Source organism: Ornithobacterium rhinotracheale DSM 15997, from assembly GCF_000265465.1.
In the GTDB taxonomy this organism is placed as follows: domain Bacteria; phylum Bacteroidota; class Bacteroidia; order Flavobacteriales; family Weeksellaceae; genus Ornithobacterium; species Ornithobacterium rhinotracheale.
This window is the reverse complement of the sequence record NC_018016.1, coordinates 2,159,995-2,180,984: the sequence shown is the minus strand read 5'-3', so window position 1 is coordinate 2,180,984 and position 20,990 is coordinate 2,159,995. Positions and strand designations below refer to the sequence as shown.

The following is a 20,990-nucleotide window of genomic DNA, read 5'->3' as shown; positions in this document are numbered from 1 at the left end:
TTTAATTAAAATAAAAATTCAACATATATGAAAAAAATGCTTATTGGGTTGGGTTTTCTCTGTGCAATGTCTATGCAGGCACAGCAAGCACAGAAACCATATTTAGACCCGTATTACGAAAATCCTGCGATGCAGGAAGAAAATCGTTTGCCTATGCGAGCCACCTACTTCCCTTATGAATCGGTGGAACTTGCAAAGAAAAACGACCCGTCTGCATCTTCAAGATTTTTAGACTTGAATGGGACTTGGAAATTTAAATGGGTAAAAGACCGCAAACAATTGCCCAAAGATTTCTATGCCACTAAGTTTAATGATGCTAAATGGGACAATTTTAAAGTTCCTGCCACTTGGGAATTTAATGGATACGGAACGCCAATTTATGTAAACGAAAGTTTCGAATTTGCGATGAAAAATCCGCAACCACCTAACATTCCAGACACAGTGGATCAGCCCGCAGCTGCATATCGTAGAGTAATTGAAATACCTAATAATTGGGACGGAAGCGAAATCTTTATTCATCTAGGAGCTGTAAAATCAGCGTTTAAACTTTATGTAAATGGTAAATATGTAGGATTTGGCAAGGATAGCAAACTTCCATCAGAATTTAATATTACCAAATATGTTAAACCTGGCAAAAACCTCATAGCACTAGAAGTGCACCGCTGGAGCGATGCAAGTTTCCTAGAAGCTCAAGATATGTGGAGACTCTCTGGAATCACGAGAGATTGCTACCTCTATGCCAGACCAAAAATGCATTTTTATGATTACGAAGCAATTTCTCAATTAGTGAATCATTACAAAGATGGAGAAATGCGCCTTCGTGTTCAGGCATTTAATAATACTGATGAAAACCAAGAAAAAAGCACCATCGAAGCGAATTTGTACGACGACCAAGGCAAAAAAGTTTGGACAGGCAAGCAAGCTTTATCTAGACTAAAAATGCCTCACGGAAAAACTGAAAATCAATTTTTAGCTAATATTCCAAATGCTAAGCCTTGGACAGCAGAAACTCCAAATCTTTATACCCTAGAATTAATTTTAAGAGATAAAGACGGAAAATTGCAAGAAGTAATTCGTCGTCCTACGGGATTTAGAACTGTGGAAATCAAAGGTCCTCTGTTTTTAATCAACGGAGTCCCTGTAAAAATCAAAGGGGTAAACCGCCACGATGCTAATTCTAAAACAGGACAAATTATCTCTAGAGAGGATATGGAAAAAGATGTTAAGATGATGAAAGAGCTTAACATGAATGCCGTGCGTACTTCGCACTACCCGAACGATCCTTATTTCTATGATTTATGCGACAAATATGGGCTTTATGTAATGGATGAAGCCAATGTGGAAAACCACGGAATGTTCTACAGCGCAGACAAAACTTTGGCAAACAAACCAGAGTGGGAAAAAGCGCATGTAATGCGCATCACTCGCATGGAACAACGCGACAAAAACCACCCGAGTATCTTTGCTTGGAGTATGGGGAACGAATCGGGTAATGGTTGGAATTTCTACCAAGGTTACAAAGCCTTGAAAGGTCTAGACCCATCTCGCCCTATTCATTACGAAATCGCAGCAAGAGATTGGAACATCGACATGGAATCTCGCATGTATCGTGATCCTCAATTCTTAATTGATTATGTAAATAGCAATCCTACAAAGCCATTCATTCAATGCGAATACTCTCACGCAATGGGCAATAGCTTGGGCGGACACCAAGAGTATTGGGATTTGTATGAAAAATACCCTTCGCTTATGGGTGGATTTATCTGGGACTGGATGGATCAAGGAGTTGAGAAAAAAGTAAACGGAAAAACAATTTATGGCTACGGCGGAGACTGGGGCGATAAGAACACTCCAAGCGACAACAATTTCTTGAACAATGGTGTCATAGGACCCAACCACACTTTGCACCCACATGCATACGAAGTGCGCCGCGTTCAGCAATTTATCGGATTTACCTACAGAAATGGTATCGTAAATGTGAAAAACAAGTATTTCTTTAAATCTTTGGATAATTTCATCATTCATTGGCAATTATTAAAAGATGGAAAAGTAGTAAACGAAGGCGATTTTGAACCAACTGGTATCGCTGCACAAAAAAGCAAAAACTATAAATTACCATTCACCGCAGGAAACGACGGCGAATACATTTTGCAACTTACCGCTTACACCAAAGCTAAAGAAGGAATCTTAGACGCACACACTCCACTTGCCTTTGGAGAATTTGTACTATCTCAATATCGTAGACAGGCCTACACGCCACAGCAAGCCACCATCAATGTAGATGAAAATGCACAAAACATCAGCATAAGCGATGCTAATTTCTCTGCTACTATTTCTAAGACTAAAGGTAGATTAGAAAACTACACCGTAGATGGAAAAGTAATTTTCGAGCAAGGTCCTTATGCTAATTTCTGGCGTCCTGGAACTGATAACGACTTTGGAGCTAGATTGCCTAAGAATTACAAAATTTTAAAAGATGCAGACCAAAATGGCGAAGTGGAAAGCGTAAGCTACAAAGCCCTAAACACAGGAGAAATCCAAGTGATTATCGCGAAAAAATTAGTAGACAAAACTATCCAATTCACACAAACACTCACTTTTGACGCGGCAGGAAGTATTTTGATAGACAATAAATACACGCCGCTAAAAAATGATGACAAAGCCATAAGCTTTAAAATTGGAACACACATGATTTTGCCTATCGATTTCACTAATATTGAATGGTATGGTCGTGGTCCATGGGAAAGCTACCAAGACAGAAAACAATCAGCTATGGTAGGCTTATACAAAGGAGCCATCAAAGACCAATACCACCCATACATTCGTCCGCAAGAATCTGGTAACAAATCAGATGTGCGCTATGCCAAAATCACTAGAAACGACGGCAGCGGATTCACCATCGAGCCACAAAGCGTTTTCTTAAACATCAATGCATTGCCATATGCTCCAGAACAATTATATCCTGGGGAAGAAAAAGGGCAAACGCATTCAGGCGAATTGGAGTATGATAAAAATGTGCATCTTGATATCGACCTTAACCAATTAGGTTTAGGCGGAATCAATAGCTGGGGATCATTACCACTAGAGAAGTACAGAGTTTATCTCTACAAACCATACGAATACTCATACCGAATAATTCCATTTAATCAATAATAATTGAGTTTTTTTTTAAAATCCCAAATTCATATGAATTTGGGATTTTTTTTATATCTTTATGAGAAATATTAAAAGTATGTTACGAATAAATTACAAAGGTAAAGATTATAGCCTTGAAGAATTAAATGAACTTGAAAATGAATATTTAAAAAGTTTAAAATATTTAGAACATAGAAAAGGCGATATAGGCGCTTATATTTTTGGCAAAGAAGATAAAGAAGCTAAGACAATCTTTATAATTTACAAAAAATATAAAACCTTAATAGACTTAATTTACTTCGCTCGTTTCTCTGCATTTATGGCTTTTGTCAAATTACACAAATCGCCGATTAATTGGAGAGATGGATACAGGGGACAAATCTTTATTAGAAGCAATTATCTCATGAATTCAATTATACAATACCAAAGTGTCAGAGATTTATTTTTACAGATACTTTGGTTTTATTTGAAAAAAGAAAGTCTAGAGATAAACTCTAAAAGTGATTACGACGAAGAGATGAAAAAAATAGAGAAAAAAGGTTTAAGAAACTTTTAAAAACGAAGAAAAATGACAAAGTACTTACAATCTTTAAAAAATTGTATGAAGGTGAAAATAAAGATGAATTTAAAGATAAAAAAGGAATAAATGACTACAATTCAGAAATGGCCAATAAACTAAAACATAGAGGTATTGTTCTTTTTAAAGGATTGAGAGATGATGAGGATTTTGAAATATCCTTTTCCCCTGAAAAAAATTTAACTAGTAAAACCCGTAGTGCATTATCGAATGAGGTTAATTTTTAAATTGTTAATGTTACTATGAAAGACAAATTTATTGAGATATTGAATAGTAGTCAAGGAGGTAATTTTTGCCAATATTCTTGTTTTGAATCCTTCAAAAGATTTGGCATAATTACGCCGTATCATAAATTGGTCACACAACTGCGAGAATAAAGTTTCTATACGTTTTCTACACTTTCTGAATGGATAGAACTGAGGTTTGTAATCTTTTTGATTTTTTCTTTTAGGGGTTTCTAACTGGATTTTTACCTCATTGAACAAGTCAAGCTGAACCGTTTGAGAAAGATAGCCCCTGTCTCCAAGTAACACGCAATCAGAAATTTGAAGTTTTATGTCTTTCAAATAATGAATGTCGTGAACGGAGGCGGGAGATAAGTCAAAACTTTGGAACACACCAGCAATAGAACAGATCGCATGTAGCTTGTAACCATAAAAGTGTAGATTTTGAGAAGCACAAAAACCTTTATTTGGCATTGAAAAGCTATTTTCTTTACAGATTTTGCTTCTGGAAGAGCGGGATAATTTACACACTTCTAAAGGCATGCTGTCCACCAAGAAATAGTTTTCAAAATCATTGAACTTTTTCACCATTTTGCACCTAATTTCTTCAAGAAAAGGGAAGAGTTTTCGTTTTCTTCTGTTGTAAACACTCCTTTCAATTTTAGATTCAATAGCCCAACCTTTTATCTCTCTAAAAAGCTGGTACTCAGAATCGATAGATTTAAATTCTGCTAAAATAATTAAGCTTATCAGCTCTATATCAGATAATTTTGGTTTCACTGGTTTAAAATAGAAATTTTCAGTTCCTGAAAATTCTATTAGTTTATTCAAAATAAAATTGTAACTTGCCTCTAGGTTGCTCATAATTGTATTTGATTGGTAACCAATGCAATTTACTTTTCTTTAGGCTCATGGGCAACCTTTTTTATAATGCACTACGGGTTAGTAAAGATTTGGACTACGAAGAGATTGATATCGACGATTATTGTATTAAATATATTCCAGAACTGAATAATAAATTAATAAACTTAGCTGAAGAGCTTTGGGACATTTTAAATATAGACTCAAACCTTAAAAAACCTTTATAATTGCATTTTACTACGATTAAAACCATTAATTATCTAAAGTTTCACAGCACAAAAAGAACAATCATTCATTTAAAATTCGTACCTTAGCTTTTTAATTACAAAAACTCATTTTTGTGGAAACAAAAAAGATTTATAACAATATACTTGAACTCATCGGGAACACCCCCATGGTGCGCCTCAATCGCATTACGCAATCGGTTCCTGGCGAAGTCTTTGCAAAGCTTGAAATGTTCAATCCAGGACATTCTGCCAAAGACCGAATCGCAAAATACATTATAGAAGATGCCGAAGAAAAAGGCTTGCTAAAGCCCGGTGCCACGATTGTAGAAACTACCTCTGGCAACACGGGCTTTGCTATTGCTATGAATGCCATTGTAAAAGGCTACAAATGTATCGTAGCCGTGAGCGATAAAACCAAGGAAGACAAAATTGCATTTCTCAAAGCATTGGGTGCAGAAGTGCATATGTGCCCTGCCAATGTTCCTGCCGACGACCCTCGCTCCTATTACGAAACGGCAAGACGCATCGCCGAAGAAACTCCAAATTCTATTTACATCAATCAATACTTTAATCCCAAAAATATCGAAGCCCATTACCACTCTACGGGCAAGGAGATTTGGGAACAAACAGAGGGCAAAATCACACATTTATTTGCTTGCTCTGGCACTGGCGGAACCATTTCAGGAATTGCTAGATATTTAAAGGAACAAAATCCAAACATCAAAATCATCGGTGTAGATGCCGATGGCTCTGTGATTAAACATTATCACGAAACGGGAGAATTAGATAAAAGTTTAATTCATTCTTACCAAATCGAGGGCTTGGGCAAAAACTTAATCCCTGGTGCCACCGATTTTTCGGTAATTGATGAATATGTAAAAGTAAACGATGAGCAAAGTGCCTACCGCACACGCGAATTGGCTCTGCAAGAAGGAATCATGGGCGGCTATACGAGCGGTGCCGTTTTGCAAGGATTATTGCAATACAAGGATAATTTACCAGCCGATGCCGTGAGCGTTGTGGTATTCCCAGACCATGGCTCTCGCTACATGAACAAAGTGTACAGCGACGATTGGATGGCGCAACAAGGCTTTAACATCGATAAAAAATAAAAAATTATGAGATATGCAGTAGTTACTGGCGTTTCCTCTGGAATAGGAAAAGCCATTTGCGAAAAGTTTTTAGCCAAAGGCTTGTATGTCTTCGGGAGCGTTCGCAAAAAAGAAGATGCCAAATATTTCGAAGAAAAATACCCAAATACTTTTCACACGCTAGTTTTTGATACAACAGATTATCCTGCAGTGGACAAAGCCGTGGAAGAAATCCACAAAGTGGTGGGCAAAAAAGGCTTGAGCGTACTAGTAAACAACGCAGGAGTTGCCAAATATGGACCTATTCAGCATGTGCCGATTGAAGAATTAAGACAACAATACGAGGTAAATGTCTTTGCCCCCGTATATCTTACACAAAAACTATTGTGGCTACTCGGTGCCTCAAAAGAAGCCAAATGGCAAGGAAAAGTCATTCAAATTAGCTCTACCGCTGGCGTGATGACACGCCCCATGCTAGGACCTTATTCATCGTCTAAACACGCCATAGAAGCCATCTACGATGCACTCAGAAGAGAGCTTATGATTTACGGCGTAGAGGTGGTTTTAATTGAGCCAGGACCAATCAAAACTGAAATTTGGGGCAAAGCCAAATCAGGCGGAAATCCGTATAAAGACACCGATTATGGTGAAATCTTTGCACAATTAGACAAGGCGGTAGACGAAATAGAGAAAATCGGCTTGCCCGTGGAAGCTGTTGCCGACAAAGCGTGGGAAGCTTTTGTAGCTAAAAAACCTAAAGCACGCTATGTCGTGGCTCCAAAAAAATTAATGTTTAAAGCTGCGATGTACCTCATTCCAGATCGCATGCTCGACAAGATTTTCTACAAAGATTTAAAAAAACTTACACAAGAATCATAAAAATAAAATTAAATACGAATTATGGATATTTTTGAAAGAATAAAAGAAAACAGAGGTCCGTTAGGACAATTTGCAGACTATGGCGAAGGTTATTTCATCTTCCCAAAACTTGAAGGGGAACTTGGCCCAAGAATGAAATTCCAAGGCAAAGAAGTAATTTGCTGGAGTTTAAACAACTATTTGGGACTTGCCAATCACCCAGAAATCAGAAAAACTGATGCCGAAGCGGCTGCACAATACGGGCTTGCATACCCTATGGGAGCGCGTGCCATGTCTGGACAGACTGATAAACACGAAGAGCTAGAACAGCGTTTGGCTAAATTCGTTCAGAAAGAAGCTGCTTATTTATTAAACTTCGGATACCAAGGAATGCTTTCAATCATCGACGCATTACTTAGCCCAAAAGATGTTGTGGTGTATGATAGCGATTCGCACGCTTGTATCGTAGACGGTGTTCGCCTACACATGGGTAAGAGATTTACTTACCAACACAACGATGCCGAAAGTTTAGAAAAAATGCTAGGTCGTGCCGAAAAAATCACCGAAAAAACAGGAGGCGGAATCCTTGTTATCACAGAAGGAGTTTTCGGAATGCGCGGACAGCAAGGAAACTTAAAAGAAGTGGTAGCACTTAAGAAAAAATACAATTTCAGACTTTTGGTAGACGACGCACACGGATTCGGTACTTTGGGCAAAACTGGTGCTGGTGCCGGCGAAGAGCAAGGCGTGCAAGATGAAATTGATGTGTACTTCTCTACTTTTGCTAAATCTATGGCAAGTGTTGGTGCATTCGTAGCAGGCGAAAAACAAATGATTGAGTACCTAAAATACAACATGCGTTCTCAAATCTTTGCTAAATCTTTGCCAATGCCACTCGTAGTAGGTGCATTGAAAAGACTTGACATGCTACAAACCATGCCAGAATTAAAAGATAAACTCTGGGAAAACACCAATAAATTACAAAACGGATTGCGCGAAGCTGGTTTCAATTTAGGAAATACCTCAACCTGCGTTACGCCAGTATTCTTAGAAGGATCCACCGTAGAAGGAACTTTATTGGTAAAAGACTTGCGCGAAAACTTTGGAATCTTCACAAGTATCGTGGTATATCCTGTAATTCCAAAAGGAATGATTCTATTGCGTTTGATCCCAACTGCAGCACACACCGATGCCGAAATCAAAGAAACAATCGAAGCCTTCAAAGCTATTCGCGAAAAATTGACTTCTGGCGTTTATGCTAAAATGGAAGACGAAATGAATTTAGATTACCAACAATACTAAAATTCGTTTTTAATCATAATAAAAAAACTCCGCTTAGCGATAAGCGGAGTTTTTTTATGAATTCCTAATCAAGTTCGGAATGACACAATGGTCTTAAAATCAAATTCGCAATGACTCCACGCACAATTTCCTCACGCGTGTCACCCTGAACTTGTTTCAGGGTCTAGCGCACTAAGATTCTGAATTAATTTCAAAATAACAAATATGAATAAAAATCTATAGTTTGGAATGACAAAAATAGATCACCCTATTTATCTTAAGCGTTTTCTTGAAGTTTTTTTAATGCTATTTCTGTTGATATTACACAAATAATTAGCCCTATTATATAACTTAGTAATGTTACTAGTAACAAATATGAATTTTCAATATTGGCATCAACGCCCAAAAGTATCATTGTTATTTGCAACAACATGATTATAAATGAAATCTGCAACAATCTTTTTGCGGAATACCTTTGTGCAAAATCCCAAGATCTTTGGTCTTTAAAAGATTTTAGGGTTCTGTAACCATACAATGAATTCATTTTTTTGGGCGGAAAGAAATAAAAAACAACTGGCAATAACATCAAAATCAAATCAATTAATAAAAGTTCAATAACTCCAGATTCCATGAAAAATAATTTTGACTAAAAATAAATAAAAAATTTAAAATTCTGCTATTTTTCAATCACAAAAAAAGCGCGAAAAAGTTTCGCGCTTGCTGTTTTTATTTCAAAAAATATTAAAGTTCGTTACATTTATTAAAGAAATCTATAGCTTCTAAATCTTTTAATAAAGCGGCTTCTTCCTCGGCTGTAACATTTCTAAACGGCACTCTGTTTTCGCCTAAATCTAAGCCCATCAATTTCATGATGCGTTTTCCTCCTACGATGTTTCCTCGGTATTTTACAATCACATTGATGACTTCTTGATTATAATTTTGCAAAATTCGGGCTTTTTCTAAGTTTCCTTTTTGCCATGCCTCCATTACGCCCACAAGCACATTGCCCACATAGTTGGCAGTGCCACTAATGCCGCCTTGGGTTTTGCTCATTGCCAAACTCGCCAAAAGTGTTTCGTCTTGCCCATGGAGCATATCATATTTCCCGTTTTGCACAAATTTACATTGGTTAAACTCGTACATATTTTCGTAGGTATATTTAATGCCCGCAAGGCTTGGTAACTTTTGGTCGGCTTTTTCCAAAAATTCTACCATAGACAGATACGCCCCATTGAACACTGGAATGTGGTAATAGTAGAATGGCAAATCGGGTGCTCCTTCTGTAATTTTTTGGCAATAGGCAATCAACTCTTCTACTCGCCCAATTTTTGGAAACGGCGGAGCCATAGAGCCTATCCCAAACACGCCTAGGGCTTGGGCATGCTCAGCCATTTTTTTGCTATCTTTCACGCAAGTGCTCCCTACATGCACAATGATTTTAAAATCAGCTGGCACAGACGCTTTCCATTTTTCGGCTAGTTGAATGCGCTCCTCGGTAGTGAGCATATAGCCCTCTCCCGACGAACCGTTGATAAAAACGCCTTTTAGCCCATTTTTTCTGAGCATTTCGGCATATTGCGGAATGATGTCATAATTCACCTCGCCAGCTTTGTCAAACGGCGTAAAGGGTGCAACGATGAGTCCTTGTATTTTTTCCATATTTTTTTATTTTTTGGGTTGATTTCCCAGTATAAATTCTATTTTTTTTGCAGATTTCAATTCTTTATCGGTGATGAAGTAAGAATTATGTTTCTTACCATCTATTTTAATTTGCTGAATGTAAATGTTCTCTGGGCTTGCATTGGAGATGATTTCCACCGCATCGTTTCCAAAGAATTTTGGATTTAAGCGTAATTTAATTTTAGTAAACTTAGGTGCCGTAAGTGCATAATTAGCAACGGCTGGTTCGGTAGGATAAAAGCCCATCATGCTCATCATCGCCCAAGCAGACATTACGCCCGTGTCGTCGTTGCCAGGGAGCCCTGCAGGTTGTGTTGTAAAATATTTGTTCAATAAATCGTTTACACGCATTTGGGTTTTCCACTCGCTACCTTTGATGTAATTGTATAGATAAGGATAAGCGATATCTGGCTCGTTTGCCATATCGAATTGTCCTTTTTCGAACACGGCATCTAGATTTTTCACGAAATTTTTGTTTCCGCCCATTAGTTTTATTAAACCACGAATATCTTGCGGAACCATAAATGTGTATTGATAGGCGTTTCCTTCGATGTAGCCCTCGTTGGCTTCAAAATTGGCTCCTTTTTCTGGATTAAAGTCTTTTAGCCATTCGCCATTTCTGTATTTTGGTACTAGAAGACTCCATTTTTTGTCATATAATTTTCGGTAAGTTTTAGATTGAGTATCAAATTTCTTTTGATTTTCTTTATCTCCCATCACTTTCGCAAATTGAGAAATTGCAAAATCCGCAATATTATATTCCTGAGTAGTGGAAACAGGACCAGGCACACCTGAATTTAAACTCACATAGCCATATGTCCAGTAATCATCAATCCCTGGGCGTAGCGGATTGTCTTTCATTTGCGTTGCACCTTTTAGCATGGCTTCGTAAGCTTTTTTCTTGTCAAAACCTGTGATGCCACGCATGTAGGTATCTGCCAAAACAACGGTGGCAGGATCGCCTACCATGGTAAAGGTTTCGGTGTTGTTTAATTCCCATTTTGGCAACCAACCTGTTTCGTCGTAAATATCGAGCATTGTATTTACCATATCCAACTGGTCTTGTGGATATAACAGCGACAATAAGCTATGATAATTGCGGTAGGTATCCCACAACGAAAATACGGTATATCGCTGGTGATTGGTTTTCTTTATGCCCACGCGTTTGTGTAAAGGAAATTCGCCATTGATGTCGTTTAAAATATTGGGATGAATCAATGCGTGGTATAGTCCTGTATAAAATATTTTTTTCTGGTCTAAAGTTCCGCCCTCTACCTCAGCGACTGAGAGTTTATCTTCCCAAGCGTTTTGAGTTTGCGCCACCACTTGGTTAAAGTCTTTTTGCCCGATTTCTTTCATCAAGTTTTCTTTAGCATTTTCAATACTTACATACGAAACGCCAATCTTTAATTCAAGTTGTGTCGGTTTTTTAAAATTATAACTAAAAAAACCGCCGATGCTATCGCCTATGACTTCATTAGTGAACGAAGGTTTTAGCAAAGTTTGTCCGTTATAGGTCATCCATTGCGCTTCTACGCCTTGGTAGTTATCTGCCACTTTGTACGAACCAAATTCCTCGGCAGGAATCGAAACTTTGCCATAAAAATACACGGGATATGCCCCTTCTGCATTATTGTAGCAAAACGAGCCCACCATACGCATTCCTTGAAATTCCTGATTATTATTCATTTTGATCACCGCTCCTTGCTCATTGGTTAAGCCCAAACCAAGATTGATGATTAAATTGGCTTGCCCTGCGGGGAAAGTATAGCGAGTAATGCCCGCTCTTGTATCGGCAGTGGCTTCTGCCTTAATGTTATATTTATCCAATGTCAAAGCATAGTAGCCTGGTTTTGCTTTTTCGTCGTGGTAAGTGCTACCATATTTTAAGTGATTTAGTTCTAAATCTCCCATGGTGGGCATAGCGATGATTACGCCCAAATCTGGACAGCCTACACCGCTCAAATTCACATGCGTGAAACCTGTGAAAAATGTATTTTCGTGCACATATGGATTAGAAAGCCATCGGCTATCTTTTTCTAAAGGATTTTTAATGCCCGTGGTATCAAACGCCACATTAAACGGCGAAATGCTCAACATGCCACGCGGCGCAATGGCTCCAGGATTGGTAGCTCCAAAATTGGAGGTGCCAATGAACGGATCTACATAATCGATTGCTTTTTGTGCTAAAAGTAGGTTCCCAAGCAATCCAAGGGATAAAACAATTATTTTTTTCATTTATTTAAATTGAAGTTTTTTTAGTACACCAAATATGCCGAAACCATCCAATGATTTTGTTGATTTTCCTTATTGGCAGTGGCAGGTATTTTTATAGCTAAAACATGTTTTCCTTGCGATAATTGAACAGGGGCAATTTCAGGCAATACTTGCGAACCTGGGCACCAATTAGAGCGAGACAAATCCGAAGACGCCAATCGTTCTTCAATCACGCGAGTTTCTACCCCGCCCGCATCGTTGTAAAATCTTGCCGTGTCTTTCTGCACCCAAACGCCACTCGTGGGGCTAAACCTTCTGAACGAAGCACAATCATCTCTCCATGGAATAAAATCTAAAACGGGCTTGTGATCTATGCTCACGGTATTTTGTTTTTTCACAAATTCATCGCCTTTTTCATGCCCACCATGCCCCGAAGTGATGTAGTATAGTTCAGGTTGAGTTGATTTTTTCACTTTTGGAAAATCAAAAGACATCTGCAAAGTTTGTCTTGAAAAGAAATCAGGGATTTTTTGTCCATCAATGTAGTAGACTGTGCTCACAAGCGGGAGCACTTTTTTAATCGGGCGAGGTCTTCCCGAATATTCCAAACTGATGTCTACCAAATAGCCTTCTTTAGTCCAAGTATCAATCCAAACACCGACATAAAATTCGCCCATCAACAAAGATTGCAATTGCGAAATATCCTGATTCCACTCCACAAAATCTGCCCAAGTAGGCACACTCACAGGACGCCCTAATTTGGTTTTGGGGAATTTAATCGTGTCGCTAAAATGTCCTACGCCAAAAGGCGTCATAAAACGCATCAATTCCACAGGCGGATTGTAGCCTTCTGCAGGCAGCACGCCATTAAACCCCGCCTCGGGTGCAGAGCCACTTGGGAATTTGGCTTTGCCTTGCGCTATTTTTAAAATATTGTTTTGATCTTTAGGGCTTAAAACAAAAACAGAGCCCGCCTTGTCCCAAGAATCACCATTAGAACGCAATTTTACTTTGATAGAAACATCTGTTCCTTTTTTAAATACGGGTGCTTTTACTTTTTTAATTAAAAGCCGACCACTTTGCAAACGAATCGTATTCGGGATTTCGCCCTCGTTGCTGAAATTTACGAGTGTATTTTTAAACACTTCTACCGTTTGTGGTTGCTGTGCAAAAAGCACAACTGCACAAAAAGTTAAACAAAAAAGGAAGCAATTTCTAAAATGTATCATTGCATTGAAGCTTTAATTAAATTATCAAATTTCTTAATTTTATTTGCGTGTTTTTCAGCAACATTTTTGGTCTCGCCTGGGTCTTGGCACAAATTGTACAATTGTGGTTTGTCGGCATTTCCTGTTTCGATAGTTACACCCCATGGCACCATTTTAGGCCCGTCATACGGCGGAATGTAAGACCATTTGCCTTGTCTCAATGCAATTTTACCTTGCATTCCCTCGTGCAACAGATATTTGCGGTGCTTGTTGGATTTGCCCAAAAATGTTTTTAAATAATCTTGAGAATCGGCAAAAGTTACATTTTTCATTCCCACCAAATCCATCAAAGATGCAGGTAAATCAATCTGAGAAAGCAAAGCATCAGACACCTTTTGCGGGGTTTGGTCTTTCCAATATACAATCAAAGGAATATTTGCCCCTGCGTTGTACATGCTATATTTCCCACCTTTATATTTACCCCAAGGCTGATGAAGATTTTTGGTCTCCTCTGCCCCATCAAAGTAGCCATCGTCAAGCACAGGACCATTGTCGCTACTGAAAATTACTAAAGTATTGTCTAGCAAATTCTCTTTTTTAAGCTGTTCCATGATTTGTCCCACACACCAATCGGCTTCTACCACGGCATCTCCTCTTGGTCCTAAATTGGTACTCCCCACAAAACGCTGATTCGGTGTGCGCGGCACATGTGGCTGGTGCAGTGCGTAGTACAAGAAAAATGGTTTATTTTTATTTTCTGAAATAAAGTTTTCTGCCTTTTTCACAAAAAGATCTGCCATATCCTCATCTACCCATTGGTCGCGGGCATTCTTTCCGCCCGTTTGATAGCCGATGCGTGGAATTCCGTTATGGATACTTTGATTATGCCCTTGCGAAGGTTTTAATTTCAGCAATTCTGGATTGTCTTTTCCCGTAGGCTCACCTGGGAAATTGGTTTTATAACTCACCTTGAGCGGGTCTGATTTTTCCAAGCCCACCACCGAGTGATTTTCTACAAAAACAGTAGGCACACGGTCGTTGGTAGCTGCGGTGATGAATGAATAATCGAATCCTATATCGTTGGGCGACGGAGTGATTTTTTGGTTCCAGTCCATTTTGCCATTTCCTAAACCTAAATGCCATTTTCCCACTACGCCCGTAACATAGCCTGCCTTTTGCAATTGGCTTGGCAAATTATGGTCGTTTTGTGGAATGAGCATCGGCGCATCGCCTTCTAGGATTCGGGCATTTTTGTTTTTCCAAGGATAAACGCCTGTAAGCAATGAAAAACGGCTCGGCGTACAGGTTGCCGCTGCAGCATAAGCATTGGTTAACCTCACACCATTTTGCGCCAATTTGTCTATGTTTGGCGTTTTGATTTCTTTAGCCCCATAGCAAGACAAATCGTTGATTCCCAAATCATCTGCATAAATGATTACGATATTGGGTTTTGAACTTAATTTTTTCTGAGCCATCGCTAGTGCCGAAACACTCATGAGGCTCGATAATAAAATAGCCTTTTTCATTAAATTTTAATTACAATTAGGCTAATATACATATTTTCTTAGGATTTCAATCAGTAGTATGCTCATGATTTTTGTTTGGTGATTTTTTAAATTCAATTTAGTAACGCATTCATTTGGCACTACTTTTGACATTTGCATTAAAATTTATGCTATGAAAAAAATAGTTTTACTCTCAGGCTTATTGGGCTTATCTTTCCTTTTTACAAGTTGTAAAAACGATGATGATAATACGAAAACTAATCTATACAATGGAAAACTTTTAGGCAAGTGGCATTTGGTGGAGAAAAAAATCATAAATACGAGTAACAACAAAGCAAATACCTTTGATTTTCGTGAGGAGAACGAATGTGCTAAGAAAGATTATATTGCTTTTAATCAAAAAAATCAATACTTCCATGAGAGCTTTACTGAAGGGGAAAATGATACTTGCATACCTTTAAACAATGAGATAGAATACTATAACTTTACTGAAAATGGTGAACACTTAACTATCAATGGATTGCAATTTCCTGACTATCTAGTGAGCTTTCCAGATAGCAAAACTTTGGTTTTAAAAGGCAAAACGCAAGATAGAGACCAAGATGGTAAAGAGGAAACTTTGATCAATACTTACATCAAAATTGAATAATACTTTTTCTCTATATATAAACAGCCCTTAAATTTAGTTTTAAGGGCTGTTTTTTTGTATTTAAAGAATTTCTAGTTTAAATCTAAAACCTTAGTGTCTAGCGAAATATCGTTTATAATATCTACACTCTTGTCATCTTGCGAAAGCGAGATTTCGATCGTTACATCATTTTTATCAAAGAATTTGGCATCCTTATCATATCTCGCCCCTCCTTTTCCTTTTAGTTTAGAGATGATTCCAGATTCAAATTCCAGTTCTGGCATTTCGACAGATAAATCCAAATATGCATATTTTTTATCAATCTTGGTGAGCGTATAAATGATTTTAATGTCAGAATCTTTATTCTCCCCTTTCATATATTTTTGAATTTCTTGCATGGGCAACCTCATCACAAAACGATTGCCTATTCGCATTCTTCCTTTTAGAAATTGATTGTAATCATTCATTGTTCCAAAAACATTATTCAATCGCTCAAGTATGCTTTTCTCTTTTATCGCAATCGTATCAATACGCAGGATTTCGCCATTTGAAAGCCCACTAAAATCTGCACCCACAATTTTTTCTTGGGGCTGAATTTCTTGCCCATTGGCTCTAAAGGTGCTCTCGGTAATCTTTCCCGAAAATGGAATGATAAAAATGAATCTCCGCCCCGTCTTTATCTCGATTGTAAACTGCTCAAGCATCGCAACTGCATTTCCTTGCCCAAATATATTGATCAATGATTTGGACTCAATTTGGTAATGCTTTTTGGGATAAAATCCAGGTTTTAGCCTAACGGATTTTTGCGCATTTAGCCCAAATAATACGAACAAAAATAGTAGAGAAAATGCTTTTTTCATTGAATTAAAAAATAGCTAAAATTCGTTTTTTTATTCTTTAACGATGTTAATTCTTATATCGAATTTTCCTAATGCATTGATGGTTTTTGATCCTTTTTGCATTTTCATTTTCATATTGATATCGTTTATATCGTAGAAAAAGTTTTTAATATCATAGAAAAGTTTCCCTTCTAGCTCTATATTGGTTTTTAAGCCCTGATTGCTCATATATTCTGGAATTTTCCCTTTGAAATTAAATACCCCGTGATTGTTTTCGATACGCTCTAGCGTGTAAACCATTTCTGCCACCACTTTATCTCCATCCATCTCAATTGGCAGGGATAGAGTTTTGGACTCTCCCACTTTGATTTTCCCAGAGAAATCGTACTGTTTCATTTGGTCAAATGTCTTTTTGAGCTGCTTCTTCACTTCGCTATTCATCATAGTCCCCGCAACCGAATCAATGCTAATTTTGGTTCCATTTTCGGCAATGCCATACATCTTCAAGCCATTAAAAGAAATCGGAATTAAATTTTCGTTGATTTTAAAATCCATCTTATTCATCTTGATGACGATAGGCGTTTTTTCTCCCGATTTCTTACCCGTCAAAAAATCCATTTTGAATACAAAATTCATATCTAAGGACTCATCGCTATCAAGTACCTTCATGTTCACCTCGTATTTAGCCGTAGCTTCATATTTGGTATTTTCTAAAAAACGAGCTTGCACATCAATACTTTTTTGAGCATGAAGCATTGCAAAAAACATAATAAAAATAAGGGTAGAAAGTCGTTTCATGTGAAATTAATTTTGAATTCTTTGGCTAATTTAATACTTTTTTCATTTTACTGAACAATATTTATGTGTTAAGATTTAATACAAGATATTTCTATCCTAAAAATGATTATTTTTGCAAAATGAATGCGTCACAAAATAACAATCTACATAAAAAAGCAGCTTTCTATACCCTTGGCTGCAAACTCAATTTTTCCGAAACCTCCACCATTGCTCGTTCGCTCAAACAAGGTGGCTATGAGCAAGTGGAGTTTGACCAGCCTGCCGATGTGTATGTAATAAACACCTGCTCGGTAACGCAAAATGCCGACAAAGATTGCAAACGCGTGGTGAAGATGGCACAAAAAGCCAATCCGCAAGGTTTTGTGATTGTGGTGGGATGTTATGCGCAATTAAAACCTGAAGAAATCGCAGCTATGGAAGGTGTGGATTTGGTTTTGGGGGCAAAAGAAAAATTTAATATTGTCCATTTTTTAGATAGCTTAAACAAGGAAAACACGCAAATTCACTCTTGCGAAATCGAAGAAGCTGATTTTTACGAAAGTGCCTACTCCATTGGCGACAGAACGCGTGCTTTCCTAAAAGTGCAAGACGGATGCGACTACAAATGTACCTATTGCACCATTCCGCTTGCGCGTGGAATTTCGCGAAGCGACAGCGTGGAAAATGTACTAAAAAATGCACAAGAAATTGCCGAAAAAGGGATTGAAGAAATCGTGCTCACGGGAGTAAACATCGGCGATTATGGAAAAGGTGAATTTGGTAACAAAAAGCACGACCACACCTTCTTGGAACTCGTGGAACGACTTGACCAAGAGACAGATGTGCACCGTATCAGAATTTCATCTATCGAACCGAATTTATTAAAAAATGAATTAATCGAATACACGGCAAAGAGCCAACGATTTGTGCCGCATTTTCATATTCCATTGCAATCAGGTAGCGACGAGATTTTAAAGAAAATGAAACGCCGCTACTTGACAGGGCTTTACCAAGAGCGTGTGGCTAAAATTAAAGAAATTATGCCGCATTGTTGCATCGGGGTAGATGTGATTGTGGGCTTCCCAGGTGAGACCGAAGCACATTTTCTTGAAACTTATAATTTCTTGAATCAATTACCAATCAGCTACTTGCATGTCTTTACTTATTCGGAGCGAGACAACACAGAAGCCGTTGATTTTGAAGGCGTAGTACCGATTAACGAAAGAAAAAAACGCAACAAAATGCTTAGAATTCTTTCCGAGAAAAAGCGTGTTGCATTTTACCAATCTCAATTGGGCACACGACGAAAAGTAGTGTGGGAGGCAGAAAATAAAGATGGCATGATGTTCGGCTATACCGAAAATTACATCAAAGTGCAAACGCCATACAATCCAGATTTAATCAATCAATGCACCGAGGTGGATTTAGTTATGCTTAATCCAGACGGCATTGTGGAAGTGCAAATTTTATGAAACTCTACTGCATCAGCGGGCTCGGTGCCAACCAAAAGGCGTTTAAATTTTTAAAATTCCCCGATGGGATAGAGCCCGTTTTCATCGAATGGCTCATTCCCGAAAGGGGCGAAACGCTGGTGCACTACACGCAACGCATGGCAAAAAACATAGACACAAGCGAGGATTTTGCCTTGCTTGGATTATCATTTGGGGGCATTATCGTGCAAGAAATGAATCGTTTTCTTTCGCCTAAAAAAACGATTTTAATCTCCACAGTGAAAAACCATAGCGAGCTCCCAAAATTGATGCGCTGGGGCGGAAAATTAAATGCCGATCGATTGATTCCGATGCGTTTTTTCACTTCAGACAGTTTTCTTTCTTATTCTTTTTTTAGAAAGTTATACGACAGACGGCTGCCTGAAATCAAGGAATTTTTCACGCACCGAGATCCTTATTATTTAAAGTGGAGTATCCATCAAATCATTCGTTGGGATCCAAAAGATTTAGTCGTAAAAAATCTACATCACATGCACGGCGATAGGGATATTGTGTTCCCCGTAAGAAATATTAAAAATGCCGATATCATAAAAGGTGGCACGCATATCATGGTCATGCAATTAGCCAAAAAAGTAAGCATTCAATTAAAAAACTATTTTGACCATGCATAAAAGTTAAATTTTTAGAATTTAATTTTGTTGCTTTTCCAAATAATGATTAATTTGCGATATTATTTAAATCATATAAAGACTATGAAAACATTTGATGTATTAATCGAGATTCCTAAAGGAAGCCGCAACAAATATGAATTAGACAAAAAATGGAACAGAATCCGTTTAGACAGAACTATTTTCTCCTCTATGCACTACCCTGCTGATTATGGATTTGTTCCTAATACACTTGCCCTTGACCAAGACCCGCTAGATGTTTTGGTATTGGTAACAGAGCCTACTTTCCCTGGATGTTTAATCGAAGTGAAAACCATTGGTGTATTCCACATGCAAGATGAGAAAGGTCCAGACGAAAAATTAATCTGTGTACCTGTGGGCGACCCTGTTTGGAGTAACCTTGAAACGCTAGAAGACCTTAACCCGCACATGAGAAGCGAAATAGAACATTTCTTCCAAGTGTATAAAGATTTAGAGAAAAAGAAAGTAGATGTGCAAGGCTGGGGCACTAAAGAAGAAGCGGAGCAAATTTTGAAAGACTGCTTTGATCGCTACAGCGGAGAAGAATTTAAAATGAAAGATTTAATCTAATCATATAATTTTCAAAGAATTAAAAAATCCCGATTACTCGGGATTTTTTTGTGTTTTATATTTAGTATCAAAATTCAATCAAAAAAACACCTAAATTCCTATTTTCTCACTCTTGGGTCGAGCACGCCATAGAGAATATCCACCAAAATATTAATGATGATAAACGCCAATGCAATGACCAAAACGGCACCCATAATCACGGGCTGGTCGAGCGTGTTCAAAGCGTTTACGATTTCTTTGCCTATCCCATTCCACCCGAAAATAAATTCCACAAAAACGGCTCCTGCAAGCATGCCCGCAAACCAGCCCGATGTGGCGGTAATTACGGGATTTAGCGCATTTTTTAATGCGTGTTTTAGAATCACTTGCTTTTTGCTCAATCCTTTGGAAAATGCGGTTCTGATGTAATCTTGACTCATCACATCGAGCAAAGAGTTGCGCGTGAGCTGCGTAATCACCGCAAGCGGACGAATCCCTAAAGTAATGGCAGGCAAAATTAAATTCTTTAAATCTAAATATTTGCCCGTGCCATAATCATCGACTTCGTATAAACTCCCCGTCATGTTCAGATGCGTGTAATCTACCAAGAGATAGGCAAAAATATACGCCATAATGATCGCGGCAAAAAACGACGGCACACTCATACCAATCGAAGTGATTACAAGCAAAAATTTATCTATCCAAGTGTCTTTGAACACCGCAGAAATAATCCCCAAAACAATTCCCAAAATAAATGCAATCACAATTGCAGAGGTGGCTAAAATGAGCGTATTAGGCAAGGTTTCAGCAATGATTTCGGCAACGGGTTTCCCTTGTTTTTGGTAAGATTTTCGCAAATAAGGATATTTAAGCACTACATCATAATTCTGTGTAGAAAAAAGCACCTTTCCGCCATATTTGGCTTTAGAATAATAAGTAAAATCTTCTCTGTCTTTGCTATTTATAGAAATAGGCGATAAATCATTTAAATAGTATAGATACTGCTTAAATTTTGGTTGGTCGTAGCCCAAATTATGGCGAATCGCCGCCAATTGCACAGGGTCTTCGTTCTGGTCGAGCATCATACGCGCAGGGTCTCCTTGCATTACATTAAAGAGCAAGAAAATCACGGTAACCACACCCCACAAAGTGAGCAAACCATAGAGTATTTTACTGATTATGAACCTTGCCAC

General features: G+C 38.0%; 19 protein-coding genes. 10 read left to right on the top strand and 9 right to left on the bottom strand.

Going from position 1 to position 20,990, the window contains the following annotated elements; translation table 11 throughout:
* The first annotated feature begins 27 nt into the window (after window positions 1-27).
* The 3 genes from ORNRH_RS10280 to ORNRH_RS10270 all read left to right on the top strand — a co-directional run bounded on the left by ORNRH_RS10280 (window position 28) and on the right by ORNRH_RS10270 (window position 3,939).
* On the top strand, window positions 28-3,153 hold the full coding sequence (locus ORNRH_RS10280) for a glycoside hydrolase family 2 TIM barrel-domain containing protein (RefSeq protein WP_014791779.1): 3,126 nt from the start codon (window positions 28-30) through the stop codon (window positions 3,151-3,153).
* 79 nt (window positions 3,154-3,232) lie between these two features.
* Entirely contained in the window at window positions 3,233-3,691 is a 459-nt protein-coding gene (locus tag ORNRH_RS10275; RefSeq protein ID WP_014791778.1) for a hypothetical protein, read from the top strand.
* 41 nt (window positions 3,692-3,732) lie between these two features.
* Window positions 3,733-3,939: a hypothetical protein gene (locus ORNRH_RS10270; protein WP_014791777.1), complete on the top strand. Its 207-nt coding sequence runs from the start codon at window positions 3,733-3,735 to the stop codon at window positions 3,937-3,939.
* On the opposite strand, the gene ORNRH_RS10265 is transcribed toward ORNRH_RS10270, so the two are convergent.
* Window positions 3,916-4,800 (bottom strand): IS982 family transposase, encoded by an 885-nt coding sequence (locus ORNRH_RS10265; RefSeq protein WP_014791059.1) that lies wholly within the window; start codon window positions 4,798-4,800, stop codon window positions 3,916-3,918. The two genes, ORNRH_RS10270 and ORNRH_RS10265, sit on opposite strands and share 24 nt — an antisense overlap.
* Before the next feature lie 337 nt (window positions 4,801-5,137).
* Between ORNRH_RS10265 and ORNRH_RS10260 the strand changes: the two genes are divergently transcribed.
* From ORNRH_RS10260 to ORNRH_RS10250, 3 genes are read left to right on the top strand one after another with little or no spacing between them, the layout of a single operon-like run.
* A complete protein-coding gene (locus ORNRH_RS10260) occupies window positions 5,138-6,136 on the top strand; it encodes a PLP-dependent cysteine synthase family protein (protein WP_014791775.1) in 999 nt (332 codons plus the stop codon).
* 6 nt (window positions 6,137-6,142) lie between these two features.
* Window positions 6,143-6,994 (top strand): SDR family oxidoreductase, encoded by an 852-nt coding sequence (locus ORNRH_RS10255; RefSeq protein ID WP_014791774.1) that lies wholly within the window; start codon window positions 6,143-6,145, stop codon window positions 6,992-6,994.
* A gap of 21 nt (window positions 6,995-7,015) precedes the next feature.
* Entirely contained in the window at window positions 7,016-8,275 is a 1,260-nt protein-coding gene (locus ORNRH_RS10250; RefSeq protein WP_014791773.1) for an aminotransferase class I/II-fold pyridoxal phosphate-dependent enzyme, read from the top strand.
* Between the two features lie 256 nt (window positions 8,276-8,531).
* Here ORNRH_RS10250 and ORNRH_RS11720 read toward each other — a convergent pair whose 3' ends face one another.
* From ORNRH_RS11720 to ORNRH_RS10225, 5 genes are all read right to left on the bottom strand, one after another.
* Entirely contained in the window at window positions 8,532-8,885 is a 354-nt protein-coding gene (locus tag ORNRH_RS11720) for an SdpI family protein (protein ID WP_014791772.1), read from the bottom strand.
* A 110-nt stretch (window positions 8,886-8,995) separates the two neighbouring features.
* The gene (locus ORNRH_RS10240) at window positions 8,996-9,913 is read right to left on the bottom strand and encodes a dihydrodipicolinate synthase family protein (RefSeq protein ID WP_014791771.1); all 918 of its coding nucleotides are present in this window, start codon (window positions 9,911-9,913) and stop codon (window positions 8,996-8,998) included.
* 6 nt (window positions 9,914-9,919) lie between these two features.
* A complete protein-coding gene (locus ORNRH_RS10235; RefSeq protein ID WP_014791770.1) occupies window positions 9,920-12,172 on the bottom strand; it encodes a GH92 family glycosyl hydrolase in 2,253 nt (750 codons plus the stop codon).
* A 20-nt stretch (window positions 12,173-12,192) separates the two neighbouring features.
* On the bottom strand, window positions 12,193-13,380 hold the full coding sequence (locus ORNRH_RS10230) for a PNGase F N-terminal domain-containing protein (RefSeq protein WP_014791769.1): 1,188 nt from the start codon (window positions 13,378-13,380) through the stop codon (window positions 12,193-12,195).
* Window positions 13,377-14,885, bottom strand: a complete 1,509-nt coding sequence (locus ORNRH_RS10225; protein WP_014791768.1) for a sulfatase family protein — start codon at window positions 14,883-14,885, stop codon at window positions 13,377-13,379. Before ORNRH_RS10225 ends, ORNRH_RS10230 begins: the two co-directional genes overlap by 4 nt.
* A gap of 151 nt (window positions 14,886-15,036) precedes the next feature.
* Here ORNRH_RS10225 and ORNRH_RS10220 point away from each other — a divergent pair, with 151 nt between their 5' ends.
* Complete coding sequence (locus ORNRH_RS10220; protein WP_014791766.1) at window positions 15,037-15,513, top strand: lipocalin family protein; 477 nt, start codon at window positions 15,037-15,039, stop codon at window positions 15,511-15,513.
* Between the two features lie 71 nt (window positions 15,514-15,584).
* On the opposite strand, the gene ORNRH_RS10215 is transcribed toward ORNRH_RS10220, so the two are convergent.
* Together ORNRH_RS10215 and ORNRH_RS10210 are read right to left on the bottom strand one after the other, a co-directional pair.
* On the bottom strand, window positions 15,585-16,352 hold the full coding sequence (locus ORNRH_RS10215; protein WP_014791765.1) for a hypothetical protein: 768 nt from the start codon (window positions 16,350-16,352) through the stop codon (window positions 15,585-15,587).
* 30 nt (window positions 16,353-16,382) lie between these two features.
* Complete coding sequence (locus tag ORNRH_RS10210) at window positions 16,383-17,129, bottom strand: hypothetical protein (RefSeq protein ID WP_014791764.1); 747 nt, start codon at window positions 17,127-17,129, stop codon at window positions 16,383-16,385.
* Between the two features lie 119 nt (window positions 17,130-17,248).
* Here ORNRH_RS10210 and mtaB point away from each other — a divergent pair, with 119 nt between their 5' ends.
* The 3 genes from mtaB to ORNRH_RS10195 all read left to right on the top strand — a co-directional run bounded on the left by mtaB (window position 17,249) and on the right by ORNRH_RS10195 (window position 19,818).
* Window positions 17,249-18,580, top strand: coding sequence for a tRNA (N(6)-L-threonylcarbamoyladenosine(37)-C(2))-methylthiotransferase MtaB (gene mtaB, locus ORNRH_RS10205; RefSeq protein WP_014791763.1), 1,332 nt, complete (start codon window positions 17,249-17,251; stop codon window positions 18,578-18,580).
* Entirely contained in the window at window positions 18,577-19,230 is a 654-nt protein-coding gene (locus ORNRH_RS10200; protein ID WP_014791762.1) for a hypothetical protein, read from the top strand. Before mtaB ends, ORNRH_RS10200 begins: the two co-directional genes overlap by 4 nt.
* An 81-nt stretch (window positions 19,231-19,311) precedes the next feature.
* Window positions 19,312-19,818, top strand: a complete 507-nt coding sequence (locus ORNRH_RS10195) for an inorganic diphosphatase (RefSeq protein WP_014791761.1) — start codon at window positions 19,312-19,314, stop codon at window positions 19,816-19,818.
* Window positions 19,819-19,916: 98 nt separating this feature from the next.
* Here the strand turns inward: ORNRH_RS10195 and ORNRH_RS10190 are convergent, their stop codons facing one another.
* The gene (locus ORNRH_RS10190) at window positions 19,917-20,990 is read right to left on the bottom strand and encodes an ABC transporter permease (protein WP_036602009.1); all 1,074 of its coding nucleotides are present in this window, start codon (window positions 20,988-20,990) and stop codon (window positions 19,917-19,919) included.